At 58.5% G+C, this 12,725-nt stretch carries 13 protein-coding genes; 8 read left to right on the top strand and 5 right to left on the bottom strand.

Annotated features, from left to right (window positions below; translation table 11 throughout):
- Positions 1 to 71 precede the first annotated feature (71 nt).
- From proP to JJD74_RS12670, 3 genes are all read right to left on the bottom strand, one after another.
- The gene (gene proP / locus JJD74_RS12680; protein WP_042559087.1) at positions 72 to 1,574 is read right to left on the bottom strand and encodes a glycine betaine/L-proline transporter ProP; all 1,503 of its coding nucleotides are present in this window, start codon (positions 1,572 to 1,574) and stop codon (positions 72 to 74) included.
- A gap of 263 nt (positions 1,575 to 1,837) precedes the next feature.
- Positions 1,838 to 2,497, bottom strand: coding sequence for a DUF3313 domain-containing protein (locus JJD74_RS12675; protein WP_181818534.1), 660 nt, complete (start codon positions 2,495 to 2,497; stop codon positions 1,838 to 1,840).
- Positions 2,497 to 2,811, bottom strand: coding sequence for a hypothetical protein (locus JJD74_RS12670; protein ID WP_042559089.1), 315 nt, complete (start codon positions 2,809 to 2,811; stop codon positions 2,497 to 2,499). Before JJD74_RS12670 ends, JJD74_RS12675 begins: the two co-directional genes overlap by 1 nt.
- Between JJD74_RS12670 and JJD74_RS30795 the strand changes: the two genes are divergently transcribed.
- The 7 genes from JJD74_RS30795 (at position 2,810) to JJD74_RS12640 (ending at position 9,952) form a co-directional block, all read left to right on the top strand.
- The gene (locus tag JJD74_RS30795) at positions 2,810 to 2,980 is read left to right on the top strand and encodes a hypothetical protein (protein ID WP_155418726.1); all 171 of its coding nucleotides are present in this window, start codon (positions 2,810 to 2,812) and stop codon (positions 2,978 to 2,980) included. The genes JJD74_RS12670 and JJD74_RS30795 overlap by 2 nt on opposite strands.
- Entirely contained in the window at positions 2,977 to 3,687 is a 711-nt protein-coding gene (locus JJD74_RS12665) for a response regulator (protein WP_200614289.1), read from the top strand. The genes JJD74_RS30795 and JJD74_RS12665 overlap by 4 nt, the downstream gene beginning before the upstream one ends.
- Positions 3,684 to 5,015, top strand: coding sequence for an ATP-binding protein (locus JJD74_RS12660; protein ID WP_200614280.1), 1,332 nt, complete (start codon positions 3,684 to 3,686; stop codon positions 5,013 to 5,015). The genes JJD74_RS12665 and JJD74_RS12660 overlap by 4 nt, the downstream gene beginning before the upstream one ends.
- A gap of 248 nt (positions 5,016 to 5,263) precedes the next feature.
- The gene (locus JJD74_RS12655; protein WP_200614269.1) at positions 5,264 to 7,123 is read left to right on the top strand and encodes an ABC transporter ATP-binding protein; all 1,860 of its coding nucleotides are present in this window, start codon (positions 5,264 to 5,266) and stop codon (positions 7,121 to 7,123) included.
- A gap of 250 nt (positions 7,124 to 7,373) precedes the next feature.
- Positions 7,374 to 8,129 carry a bestrophin-like domain gene (locus tag JJD74_RS12650; RefSeq protein WP_042559092.1) on the top strand — a complete coding sequence of 252 codons (756 nt, stop codon included), beginning with the start codon at positions 7,374 to 7,376 and terminating at the stop codon, positions 8,127 to 8,129.
- 218 nt (positions 8,130 to 8,347) lie between these two features.
- Positions 8,348 to 9,556, top strand: coding sequence for a chromate efflux transporter (gene chrA, locus JJD74_RS12645; RefSeq protein WP_200614266.1), 1,209 nt, complete (start codon positions 8,348 to 8,350; stop codon positions 9,554 to 9,556).
- Positions 9,557 to 9,703: 147 nt separating this feature from the next.
- Positions 9,704 to 9,952: a hypothetical protein gene (locus tag JJD74_RS12640; protein WP_200614261.1), complete on the top strand. Its 249-nt coding sequence runs from the start codon at positions 9,704 to 9,706 to the stop codon at positions 9,950 to 9,952.
- Between the two features lie 57 nt (positions 9,953 to 10,009).
- Here JJD74_RS12640 and JJD74_RS12635 read toward each other — a convergent pair whose 3' ends face one another.
- Positions 10,010 to 10,912: a bestrophin family protein gene (locus JJD74_RS12635; protein WP_042559095.1), complete on the bottom strand. Its 903-nt coding sequence runs from the start codon at positions 10,910 to 10,912 to the stop codon at positions 10,010 to 10,012.
- A gap of 177 nt (positions 10,913 to 11,089) precedes the next feature.
- Here JJD74_RS12635 and JJD74_RS12630 point away from each other — a divergent pair, with 177 nt between their 5' ends.
- Positions 11,090 to 11,281, top strand: coding sequence for a hypothetical protein (locus JJD74_RS12630; protein WP_042559096.1), 192 nt, complete (start codon positions 11,090 to 11,092; stop codon positions 11,279 to 11,281).
- Between the two features lie 65 nt (positions 11,282 to 11,346).
- Here the strand turns inward: JJD74_RS12630 and JJD74_RS12625 are convergent, their stop codons facing one another.
- Complete coding sequence (locus JJD74_RS12625) at positions 11,347 to 12,636, bottom strand: carbohydrate porin (RefSeq protein ID WP_200614259.1); 1,290 nt, start codon at positions 12,634 to 12,636, stop codon at positions 11,347 to 11,349.
- Positions 12,637 to 12,725: the final 89 nt, after the last annotated feature.

Below are 12,725 nucleotides of genomic sequence, written 5' to 3'. Positions count from 1 at the left end.
TGCCCTGACTCACGCAGTGCTGAAGAGGTTGCAGCAGCCCGGGCAGGATTCTGCACCGGGCCACGCATGGTTCAGTTGATCCGTGGATGCTGTTGCACCAGGTTGTTGCGCTTGGCTTCCAGCTCGGCAATTTCGGCATCGATGTCTTCGATCTTCTGCTCGATATTGTCGTGATGTTCTTGCAGCAGCTCCTTCGCCTCTGCGAGGTCAGAGGCTGCGGGGGCGGCGCCACGCAACGGTTTGTTCGCTGTTTCTTTCATTGTCACGCCGGTGATCAGACCGACCACGGCAACCACCATCAGGTAGTACGCCGGCATGTACAGGTCGTTGGTGCTTTCCACCAGCCACGCCACGACGGTCGGCGTCAGGCCGGCGATCAACACGGAAATGTTGAAGGACGCCGCCAGTGCACTGTAGCGAATGTGCGTCGGGAACATCGCTGGCAGGGTCGAGGCCATCACGCCGATAAAGAAATTCAGCAACACCGCCAGCATCAGCAGCCCGGCGAAAATCAGGCCGATCTTGCCGCTGTTGATCAGGATGAACGCCGGAATGGCAAGGACGAACAGGCCAATGCTGCCGATGACGATAAAGGGCTTGCGGCCGATCTTGTCGCTGACAAAACCAATCAGCGGCTGCACGAACAACATGCCGACCATGATCGCGATGATGATCAACACGCCACGGTTTTCGCTGTAGTGCAGGTTATGCGAGAGGTAACTCGGCATATAAGTGAGCAGCATGTAATAGGTGACGTTGGTCACCGCGACCACACCGACGCAGGTCATCAGGCTACGCCAGTGTTGGGTGGCGATTTCCTTGAACGACACTTTCGGCCCACGGGCCAGACCTTCGCGGTCGCCTTGTTCGAGTTTCTCCACGTGCTGCTGGAACGCTGGCGTTTCTTCGAGCGCATGACGCAAATACAGACCGATCATGCCCAATGGCAGGGCGAGGAAGAACGGCAGACGCCAGCCCCACTCGAGAAACTGCTCTTCGCCGATAATCGTCGAGATCATCACCACCACGCCGGCGCCAAGGACGAAACCGGCAATCGAACCGAAGTCCAGCCAACTGCCGAGGAAGCCGCGCTTGCGGTCCGGCGCGTATTCGGCGACGAAGATCGAGGCACCGGTGTATTCGCCACCGACGGAAAAGCCTTGGGCCATTTTCGCTAGCAACAGCAGGATCGGCGCCCAGATACCTATGGAGTCATAGGAGGGGATCAGGCCGATGGCGAAGGTGCTGAGGGACATGATGACGATGGTCGCGGCGAGGACTTTCTGTCGTCCGTACTTGTCGCCCAACGCGCCGAAAAACAGGCCGCCCAGCGGCCGGATCAGGAACGGCACGGAGAATGTCGCCAATGCCGCGATCATTTGTACGCCAGGATCGGCGCCGGGGAAGAAGATCTTGCCGAGCGCATAGGCGACAAAGCCGTAGACGCCAAAGTCGAACCATTCCATGGCATTGCCGAGTGCAGCGGCCGTAATGGCTTTGCGCATCTTGACGTCATCGACGATTGTGATGTCTTTCAGACCAATCGGTTTGACGCTGCTTTTACGTGATTTCATCCGGGTATTCTCTTTACTGATCCATCTTTTCGCGTCAATGCCATCTATTTGATGGCGCGTGCTTAATGGGTCTGATACATGAGGACACGAAATAATTCACCGCTCGCGGCTTTTTTTAATTTTCAAACACGAGATCAAAAGATCGCAGCTTCGTTTCACGCGACAGTTCCTACGGGGGGGGGCAGTGTCCCGAGGGCTGTCGAAAGCTGCACTTCACATCAGACAAAAAACGTCTTTACGACCGATGCACCCGGCCACGGGCTCTACTTACGAATCGCCACGTACGATTTACCCAGATCACTGGCCCAGCCATCCAGCACCACTTTGACGTCATCGGCGCTCAGCACCTGTTTGTCGTTTTCCAGCGGCACGCCGGTGCCCTTGCGCACGACTTCGGCCACCACTTCGCCGGTCGAACCGTCCTCGAAAGAGACTTCCGTGGCGATTTCACTGTCCTGATCGCGGATGCCGGTGGCGGTGCTCACGCCAGCCGCGACCAGTGTGACCGGCAGCCATTCATAAAATTGCAGGCCTTGGGTGCTGGCACTGACCCGGGTGATAGCCGGCCTGACGATCAGCGTATTCGGGCCGGGCGTGGACACCAGTTGCAGCACTTTGCCCAGTTCATGCCTGAGGGCTGCGTCGTAATACTCGGTCACCCCGGACAGCGTGCTCAGTGGAATCCGGTCAGTCGGCTCTGCGCTGGGATAGAACTGACTCGGCGCCAAATAGGCCTGGGTGTAACGACCTCTGACCAATGCCGGACTGACCCAACCCAATACGTCCTGACCCGAAGGCGACTTGTGCTCCTTCAATACGCTGTAGTCGTGCAGAAACCCGGTATGTTCGACCTTTTGGCTGCTGCAAGCCGACATGCTCAGGGACGCCGTGCACAAAATCGACATCAGGCAATGGCTTCTCATCAATGCGATTCCTTGTGCTTTGGCGGGGTGTCTTGCGAGCACTCGATGTGCAACTGGCCGTGGGTCATGATCCAGTGGATGAGGTCGGCGGCCGGGATCGAATGGGCGTACTCCACCCACTGGGCGTTGGTCGGGCTGAACTGCTCGAAGTAACGGCGCAGGACAATCCGGCTCTGATCACTGGACAATCCCAGGCAAAACTCCTGAAACAGGATCGGCGTATCGTGTGTCGGTGCTGTCGTGCGCTGGCTGAGGATCAACGGATATTGGGCGTTATGCCCCTCGGCGGTATACCTGCTGTGTAAGGCCTTCATGAACAACCCCCTGATTTGGAAAGGTGTGCAGGATGCAGGACGGTTTTTGCCGGACGATGTCCGGTTGATGTCACTGGCGAAGGAATGTTGCTCGATTGAAATAAATGACCCGGACGCCAGAATGGTTTTAGATGCGCTCTTTTCTGGATTGAGGATCCTGTGCCCGTGAGCAGACTGCTGATCGTCGACGACGACGTGGAAATTCTGTCGCTGCTGAAGAAGTTCTTCGTCCAGCACGCCTATGAAGTCGATGTAGCGGCGGACGGCGAGGCGATGTGGGCGGCGATCGACCAGCAGCGACCGGACACGATCATTCTCGACCTGATGCTGCCTGGGGAGGGCGGCTTGAGTCTGTGCCAGAAAGTGCGCGCGCAGATGGCCATTCCGATCATCATGCTCACCGCCATGGGCGAACTGAGCGACCGCATTGTCGGCCTGGAGCTGGGGGCGGATGACTACGTCACCAAGCCGTTTGCACCGCGTGAACTGCTGGCTCGTCTGCGTGCCGTGCAGCGCCGCGCGAGCGAACCGGCCAGTCAGCCGAGCGAACCGTCCCGGCCGGTGATTGCCTTCGCCGGTTGGCATCTGGATATCACCTGCCGCGAACTGCGCTCACCGCAAAACGTGATGATTCCGCTGTCTGGCGGCGAGTTCGACTTGCTGGTGGTGTTTCTTGAGCATCCGCAACGCATTCTGACTCGCGAGCAATTGATCGACCTGACCCATGGCCAGGGCCACGACGCGTTTGATCGCAGCATCGATGTGCAGGTCAGCCGGTTGCGGCGCAAGATCGAGCCCGACTGCAAACGTCCGGACCTGATCCGCACCGTTCGCAACGGCGGTTATATGTTCACGGCCAAGGTCAGCCGCTCGTGATCCGCCGGATGCTGCGGCGCGACACCCTCAGTCGGCGGATTGCCCTGACTATCGTTGCGGCGATGCTGACGTCGCTGGCCCTTAATGCCTTGTTCGTGCAGGTCGCCGGGATCTGGGCGCGTCCGCCGATTGAGCGTACCGGTTTGCTGGAACAGATTGCCGCTACCGTGCGCGTGATCGAGGCCGCGCCAGTACCGTTGCGCCCGCAGTTGGCGGACGCGGCAAGCAGCCCGCGGCTGAAAGTGGCGTGGAAAGCGCAGCGCGCCGACTTCGGGCTGCCGGCGGGCGGCAATCCGGTTGAAGCGGGCAGGGTGCCGGTGCTGCAACTGCTGTTGGCCGATGGCCGAACCATGGAAGCCTTCAACCCCGACGACTGGCCGAGCCACAGCCCGCAGGCGCACTATGCCGCACTTGTGCAACTGGTCGATGGCAGTTGGTTGTCGTTCACCCCACCGGAACGGGTTTGGGGGCTGGAGGCGAGTACGCGGATTGCGGTGGTTATCGCCCTCGGCCTGATCGCTACCTTGCTGGTGGCCTGGATCGCCACGCGCCAACTGGCTAAACCCTTGCAACGTTTCGCCAGCGCCGCGCGGCGTTTCGGTGGTGATCTGCGCGCACCGCCGATCAAAATCGAAGGCCCTGAGGAAATCCGCCAGGCGATCATCGCCTTCAACACCATGCAGGCGCAGATTCAGCATTTCATCGGCGAACGCACGCACATGCTCGCGTCCATCTCCCACGACTTGCGCGCACCGCTGACCCGCATGCGCTTGCGCAGCGAGTTCATGGAAGATCTGGATAACCAAGGCAAACAGATTCGTGACATCGAAGAGATGCAGTCGATGATCAACGCCGCGTTGGCGTTTTTTCGCGAGGACACCCACGGGGAACCCACCACGGCGTTTGACCTTGCCGAACTGCTGCAAACCATCATCGATGACTACCGTGACCAGAACATCGCCGTCGGTTACAGCGGCCCGGCACACTGGGTGTATGAGGGTCGGCCGCTTGGCATCAAACGAGTGATCGTCAACCTGCTGGAAAATGCCGAGAAGTACGCGCAACACCCGAGCATCGCCTTGAGCGGCGATGGCTACACGATCTGCATCGAGGTCAGCGACGAAGGGCCGGGGATTGCCGAAGAGTCGCTGGAGCGCGTGTTCGATCCGTTCTTACGCCTCGAAACCTCACGCAACCGCGAGACCGGCGGGGTCGGACTCGGACTTTCCGCGGCGCGGGCCATTGTGCGTGAGCAGGGCGGGGAACTGACGTTGAGCAATCGCAGCGGTGGCGGGTTAGTGGCGCGGGTTGAGTTGCCGATTCAATGACCACGCCTTTAGCCGCTGTCAGGGGCACCGTTATCAGCGCCAGGACATTCCGTGGTTATACGAATTCGATGGGATCGCATTCCTAAGCTGGACAGACGCGCATTATTCGACCTGCTGGAAAGCTGCGTGAAAAGCGATCTGTGGTTTATGGCCGCAGCCGTCGCCACGGACACACACTTTTTCACAAAGCCCTCCTGCCAACCATTCAATGGCAGAATCCCCTCAACTTGAAAGTTTTGGAGATCACTATGCTTCGTGCGTTTGAACGAAGACTCGACCCTTTTCCGCCTGACGAGGTACCACCGCCGCCCAACGGTCTGGCGCGTTTTCTGTGGGCCTGTACGCGAGGCGCGCGCGGTTACATTCTGCTGCTTGCGCTGCTGAGTGCCGCTGTGTCGATTTACGAAGCCTGGCTGTTTTCCTTTCTAGGGCAGGTCGTGGATCTGCTCTCGACCTGGCAGGCGGGCGGCGAAGCCGCCGCGCAGGAAAGTCGGGTGTTGTGGGGCATGGGCATTGTCATGGTGACCAGTGTCGGGCTGGTGGCGTTGCGCACCATGGTGCAGCACCAGATATTGGCGATTAACTTGCCGTTGCGCCTGCGTTGGGATTTCCATCGCCTGATGCTGCGGCAGAGCCTTTCGTTTTTTTTCGATGAGTTTTCCGGCCGGGTCACCACCAAGGTGATGCAAACCGCGCTGGCAGTGCGTGACGTGTTGTTTACCCTGATCGAGATCATTCCCGGGATCGGCGTGTATTTCATCGCGATCATCGCGCTGGCCGGTGGCTTCGCGCTGAAACTGATGCTGCCGTTCATTGGTTGGGCGGTGTTGTTCGCGCTGGCCATGTGGTACTTCGTGCCGCGGCTGGGCAAAGTCGGGCAGGAGCAGGCCAATGCGCGGTCAATGATGACCGGGCGAATCTCGGACGCCTACACCAACATCACGACGGTGAAGCTGTTCTCCCATTCCAATCGTGAAGCGCACTTCGCCCGTGCAGCGATGGAAGATTTCAAGCTGACCGGTTTTCGCCAGATGCGTCTCGTCAGCAGGTTCGAGATCGTCAACCAGGCCTTGGTGGTAGGGTTGATCATGTCCGCGGGTGGTTACGCCCTGTGGCTTTGGCACCAGGGCGATGTCGGCGCCGGTGCCGTGGCGGCAATCACTGCCATGGCGTTGCGCATCAACGGCATGTCGAACTGGATCATGTGGCAGATGACCTCGCTGTTCGAGAGCATCGGCACTGTGCAGGATGGCATGGCCACGCTGACGCAAGGCGCCAAGGTGCAGGACGCGCCGGATGCAGGTGTGCTGGTGACCAAGGGCGGCGCCGTTACTTTCGATAAGGTGCACTTCAACTACAACGGCGAACGCCAGGTGCTCGATGGCCTCAGCCTGAACATCCGCCCGGGTGAAAAAATCGGTCTGGTCGGCCGCTCCGGCGCCGGCAAATCCACGCTGATCAACTTGCTGCTGCGCTTCTATGACGTCGACAGCGGCGAGATTCGCATCGACGGGCAAAACATCGCGAAAGTGACCCAAGACAGTTTGCGCAGCGCCATCGGCATGGTTACCCAGGACACCTCGCTGCTGCATCGTTCGATTCGCGACAACATCGCCTATGGCCGTCCCGATGCCACCGATGCGCAAATCCGCAGCGCCGCCGCCAGCGCCCAGGCCGATGAGTTCATCAGTCAACTCAGCGACCGCCAAGGCCATAGCGGCTACGACACACTGGTCGGTGAGCGGGGCATCAAGCTGTCGGGCGGTCAACGGCAACGCGTCGCGATTGCCCGGGTAATGCTCAAGAACGCGCCGATCCTGCTGCTTGATGAAGCCACCAGCGCGCTGGATTCGGAAGTCGAAGTGGCCATTCAGGAAAGCCTCGATCACATGATGCAGGGCAAAACCGTGATTGCTATCGCCCATCGGCTGTCGACGATCGCGGCCATGGACCGGCTCATCGTGATGGATGACGGACGCATTATCGAACAGGGCACCCATAGCGAATTACTGGAGAGGAACGGCGTGTACGCGCGGCTTTGGCAACATCAAAGCGGCGGGTTTCTGGGTGAAGACAAGGGGTTGGTCGAGGCACTGGATCAGGCTTGAGATGCCAGGGCGCATGGCGCGGATTTATTGAGTTCCGTCCATGCGCCCTCTATATGGGCCGACAGTAGCCCGTGGTTAACCAGAACTTTGGGCAGAGGTCTACGCGTACCTGCCAGTCACCAACGCCGGCTTTCGACTCAGCATCGCGGTCATTCCCCAGCAGGCAAACCTGTATCTGAAGAGGGAAACTCCGAGAACGCCTGACAGTCTATGCTCCAAGACTTGACTCAACTGCTCAGGGTGCTGATGCATGAACTCTCTCTGGATCGCCCTGGCCATTTTCGGGTGCCTGGTTGCTGCTTCGCTTTTCATGATGAATGGGTACCCCAAGCTGGCGTCCCACCACCGGGATGACGAGACCAATACCGTCATTCGCCTGGTCGCCAACATTTTTGTGGTCATGACGTCGCTGGTCTTTGGTCTGATGATCAATTCTGCCAAAAACACCTACGAGTCCATAGATGCGAACTTCCATGGCTATGCAACCAGTCTGATTATTTTTGACCGGACGCTACGAGGCTATGGAGAGGCGACACAAGACACGCGCAACCGTCTGATCACCTATCTCGAGCGCGCTATCGAGACTCCGTATCGAGGTGATGAGGCCTTGCAGCATCGCGACAGCGAAGCGGCTAAATACCTGGATGACATAGGCAAGTCGTTGACCGGCATAAAGCCACCGGATCGCTTCCATGAAACGATGCTTCAGGATATTCGTCAGCAATATCATTCGATCATCGAGCAACGCTGGAGGATCGTCGAGCAGTCAGAGGGGGCGATTCCGGGCCCTTTGATTGGGATGCTGGTTGCCTGGTTGACACTCATCTTCGCCAGTTTCGGATACCGCGCTCCCCGGAACTCGATGGTGATTGGAATGTTCATTGTCTCGTCATTGCTCATCGCGGCCTCTGTTTACCTCGTTCTGGACATGGATGTGCCATTTCACGGCCCTATCCAGATATCCGATGAGCCCCTGCGCAGGGCGCTCGCCGAAATGCAGCTCTAAGCGGCTCGTTGGGCATTCGCATTTTGAGTGGCAGCTTTCGGCCACTCGTTACTACTCTGGCCCGGATGCCAATGCTCCAGCCGTTGCAGGTGGTGCGGCAGGAAGTAGCTGATCAGCGTCCCCAGCGTTTTAACGGTAATGGAACAACGACCCTGTAACTTCTCAATAAATCGAAATACGCTATCGTTGCTCGACTATTCAAGAAGGAACGCGGGTACATGGCCGACTCTTGTACGACTGAACGAAACAGTGCCTGGTCGGTGTTTCTGATCTTTCTGCGGCTCGGATTGACTTCATTCGGTGGTCCCATTGCTCACTTGGGCTACTTCCACCATGAGTTCGTCAGCCGGCGGCAATGGCTGACCGAGCGCAGCTATGCCGATTTGGTCGCGTTGTGTCAGTTTCTGCCAGGACCGGCGAGCAGTCAGGTCGGCATCGCTTTGGGCCTGTCCCGCGCAGGATATCGCGGTGCGCTCGCTGCTTGGGCCGGGTTCACGTTGCCGTCGGCGATGCTGATGATTTTGTTTGCACTGGGCCTTTCCCGTTATGGCGCTGTTCTTTCGCCCGGCGCGCTGCATGGCCTCAAAATCGTGGCTGTTGCGGTGGTTGCTCAAGCCGTGTGGGGAATGGCTCGAAACCTGTGCACGGACGTACCGCGAATTACCCTCATGGTGATTGCCGCGTGCGTCGCGCTGCTTGTGCCGTCTGCCTGGGGGCAGTTCAGCGTGATTGTCGTGGCTGGATGGGTGGGGCTGATGCTGTTCAAACCCGCGCAACGTGTCGAGCACGACGTGCTGTCTTTACCGGTCAGCCGCAGAGCCGGGGTGATGTGGCTGGCCTTGTTTCTTCTGTTGTTGGTGGGGCTACCGTTGTTGGCCGAACGGGTAACCGATCAAAGCCTTGCAATGGTCGATGCTTTCTACCGTTCCGGCTCCCTGGTATTCGGCGGCGGCCACGTGGTTCTGCCTCTTCTGCAAGCAGAAGTAGTGCCCTCCGGTTGGGTCAACAACGAAACATTCCTCGCAGGATACGGTGCTGCGCAGGCTGTGCCGGGCCCATTGTTTACGTTCGCCGCGTTTCTCGGCGCCTCCATGAGCGTCCCACCTTCAGGTTGGGCGGGCGCCATGATCTGTTTGCTGGCGATCTTTGCCCCAGCGTTTTTGTTGGTCGTCGGCGCCTTGCCTTTCTGGGAACATTTACGTAGCAGCGTGCGTGCACAAGCCGCTTTGGCCGGGGTGAACGCGGCCGTCGTTGGCCTATTGCTGGCCGCGCTTTATCAACCTGTGTGGACCAGCGCGATTCTGAAGCCGCAAGACTTCGGCCTCGCACTGGTTGCCCTGATGGCGCTGATGGTGTGGAAGTTGCCGGCGTGGCTGGTTGTAATCGGCACGGGGGTGGCGGGGTGGGTGTTGAGTGTCTTGGTATGAATCAGGTCACCTGCCAAGTAAACGGTGCATCCCTCAAAGCCGATCTCAACGCATAAAAATTTTGAACCGCTCTTGGGCTCGCTCACCTAATGATTAGCTTGTGAATAATCACACAGGCATTGTGCCAATATCGGCACCCTCCGAGAGGTGATCAACGTGGCTAAAGACGAGAAGAAAAGCAAAGGTGACGCTTCGAAAGCCAGCAAGGACTTGAAAGACAAAAAGTCATCACCGGCAAAAAAATCAGCGGCGGCTTCGACGCTTTCCAAATCCTCCGACAAGAAGGACAAAAAGAAAGACGTCGAACCCAAGAAGTCTGCAAAGAAGGCTGATAGCAAGCCAGAAAAGGCCAAGAAATCAGAGAAGTCTGATAAGCCTGCAAAGAAGAAAAAGTGACACCTGCCATCTGCTAGGGCTTTACGCCCTAGCTTTCCTCAAGCCGATGGCTTCACTTCAGGCCAGCTCCTCAACCCTGTGCACATCACCCAAGGAATCACGCTGCATCGACTGCAGGTTTTTCTCGATGGTTTCGCACAGCGCTTCCATCTGAATCTGGTGTTCACTGAGACGAAACGGGCTCTGTAGATCGGTGCCGATACGTTCGATGGCCAGTAGCATGAAGCCCACCACGGTCGAGGCGAGCGGGGTGTACCAGCCCAGGGATTCCACCAGCCCCACTGGCACGATCAGGCAGAACAGCGAAATAAACAGCCGTGGGAAATACACATAAGGGTACGGCAGCGGCGTATTGGCGATCCGCTCCATCCCGCCCTGGCTGTTGGACAGATCGACCATGGTCGATTCCAGCCGCGCAAGGCGAATGCTGTCCAGTCGCCCGGCCTTGTATTCTTTCGCCAGCAGGGCGGCGGAACCGGTGAGGATGTCGTTGGCGAAGTTATTGGTGGTGCCGCTGCGGGCGAACTCGTCGGCAGGGATAAACGCGCGAATTTCTTCGGGGCAAGGCTCGCCTTGAAGATGCGCCGCGAGGCAATTCACATAGGCCACATGACGGCGCAGCAGGGTTGATTTGACCGGATTCACCTCACTGCCGGTGTCGTCCAGCAGCGTCAGCACTTGCCGGGCGTAGCTGCGGGAACTGTTGATCATCATGCCCCACAGCGTTCGTGCCTCCCACCAACGGTTATAGGCACTGCTGTTGCGAAAACTGATCAACACCACCAATGCTGAACCGAGCAATGTCAGGGGCATCAGCGGCAGGTTTATCTTGGCGTTGAGAAACAACATGAAATCTACTGTGACGGCGATATCCCAGAGCAATAGCCAAAACAGGGCCCAGCCGACATAGCCCATGGTTTTGATGATCAGACGGTATTTTTTGATGATGGCAGCTTTCAAACGGAAACCTCGAGGCGAGCGGTAAGCATTTACGCCCTAGCTCGGACGGTGTTTTCGGGGTAAAGGTTCGCTGATTGAAATACCTGTCGTCCATTCGTCCAGAACGCGGCACTCCTCAGAGCGGATCGCTTCTGAACTTCAAGCACGGACTTCCCGCGCCCCGGTTGGAGAGCCAGCATGGAAATTGATGAAAACGCGCCAGGCAACAAGTCTCAGCAGGAAGTGACTCGCACCACAGACAACGAGACCGGACACGATCCGCGGCGCGATGAACCTGAGGTCCCGTTGCCAGCAGACGACGAAGCGCCGCTCGAGGAAGACATGAGCGATGTGGATGCGAATAACTCGGTATCAAGCGAGCATCCTTGATCAACATAATCGAGCCATAAAAAAACCGGCATTCCGCCGGTTTTTTTTGGTCTGCAATCGACCAATCAGAGCGCAGCTTTCACCTGCAAGCCAAACACCAGCGCATTGTCGATGTCTTGGCCGGAAAAAGCGCCCGGCTCGATGATGTACTGCATGTTCGGCCGCAAGGTCAGCCAGGGCGTGGCCTGATAACCGTAACCGAGTTCGATCAACTGTTCAGCGCTGTCCAGGTTCGGGAACGCTGTGCCGTTGTTCAGTGCGGCGTCTTGTTGCACATCGCGACTGCGCGGGTTGGGCACAGCGCGGCCGTACCCGAGGGCGACGGTGTCACGCGGCCGGCCTTCGAACGGTTTGTACAGAACCACGCCCGTGCCATACCACTTGCTGAACGGCGAGGCGGCGGTGCTGGCTGCCGAATATTGGCCGAAGGCGTGCAGGCTGCGACCTTCGGACGCCTGCGAGCGCCACACCGCCTGATCGACCAGCAAGTAATGACCACCGCGACCGGACAATTCCTTGTCGCTGTCGATGCGTTTTACATCGGAGCTGTCGTAGTAGTAACCAACCTTGTATTCACCCGGCAAGTCACCTGCGCGCTTGTACACCAACTCGATCGGCACCACGGTGCCCGTCGTGTGTTTCGGGCCAAGATGCCAGGCACGGCTGGCGTTACCGTTGCTTTCGGGGTCGACATTGAATGCGGCCACACGCAGCTGCCACGATGGCGACAGGTCGTATTTCACCCGTATTCCCAACCGGGCGTTGGGGTAGTTGGTCCAGCCGCTGCCGCCGGACATGTTCAGCGGGTGGCCGCAGAAACCGGCGTTCATGAAGTTGCAGAGAATGCCACTGTCCAGCCCGCCGAGGTCGTTACCCATGGCCATGTAGCCGAGTTTGACGTTCAGCGCCGGGGTAAACAGTGAGCGTTCGTAGCTCAACTCGGTCAGGCGGGTGTAGAGGCCACCGTAGTTTTCCTGAATTGGCAGACGGTTGCCGACCAGATCTTCAGAGGCACTGTTGCCGCGACGGTCGTTGATGGTCAGTTGGACCTTGCCGGCGTTGTCCACGCCGTACAGTTTGCTCAGGTCGAACTGCACACCCAACTTGATGTTCTGCGAGTAACGCGCCGAACGATGCAGCCCACCGTCGGCGTTGTAGGCCGTCTCGCCGCTGTAATCGCCGGTGAACTTGATGCCGTCTTCGTCCATCTGGTGGCGCAGGCCGCCCCAATCGCCAGTCAGGGTGTTGCGGGTCAAGAGGTTCGAACCGGTATCGGCGAAGGCGGGCAGGGCGGTGCTGCAGGTCAGCCCCAACAGCACGCCGTTAAGCCAGCCGATATGAGAAAAACGAAACATGGAAATCTTCCTGGTGAAATCTTCAGCGATAGGCATAAAGCGGCGCGGCACCCGAAGGTGCCGCGCACAAGTGCAATGAAGTGGCTCGC

This window comes from Pseudomonas sp. MF6776, from assembly GCF_016613125.1.
GTDB lineage: Bacteria > Pseudomonadota > Gammaproteobacteria > Pseudomonadales > Pseudomonadaceae > Aquipseudomonas > Aquipseudomonas iridis.
The sequence above is the reverse complement of the archived record's forward strand: the minus strand, read 5'-3'. Positions and strand labels throughout refer to the sequence as shown.

Coding starts and splice junctions, on each gene's coding strand:
- JJD74_RS12630 (WP_042559096.1), top strand. CDS start 11,090: ATGGAAATTGATGAAAACGCGCCAGGCAACAAGTCTCAGCAGGAAGTG.
- JJD74_RS12675 (WP_181818534.1), bottom strand. CDS start 2,497: ATGAGAAGCCATTGCCTGATGTCGATTTTGTGCACGGCGTCCCTGAGC.
- JJD74_RS30795 (WP_155418726.1), top strand. CDS start 2,810: ATGAACAACCCCCTGATTTGGAAAGGTGTGCAGGATGCAGGACGGTTT.
- JJD74_RS12650 (WP_042559092.1), top strand. CDS start 7,374: ATGAACTCTCTCTGGATCGCCCTGGCCATTTTCGGGTGCCTGGTTGCT.
- JJD74_RS12655 (WP_200614269.1), top strand. CDS start 5,264: ATGCTTCGTGCGTTTGAACGAAGACTCGACCCTTTTCCGCCTGACGAG.
- proP (WP_042559087.1), bottom strand. CDS start 1,574: ATGAAATCACGTAAAAGCAGCGTCAAACCGATTGGTCTGAAAGACATC.
- JJD74_RS12670 (WP_042559089.1), bottom strand. CDS start 2,811: ATGAAGGCCTTACACAGCAGGTATACCGCCGAGGGGCATAACGCCCAA.
- chrA (WP_200614266.1), top strand. CDS start 8,348: ATGGCCGACTCTTGTACGACTGAACGAAACAGTGCCTGGTCGGTGTTT.
- JJD74_RS12625 (WP_200614259.1), bottom strand. CDS start 12,636: ATGTTTCGTTTTTCTCATATCGGCTGGCTTAACGGCGTGCTGTTGGGG.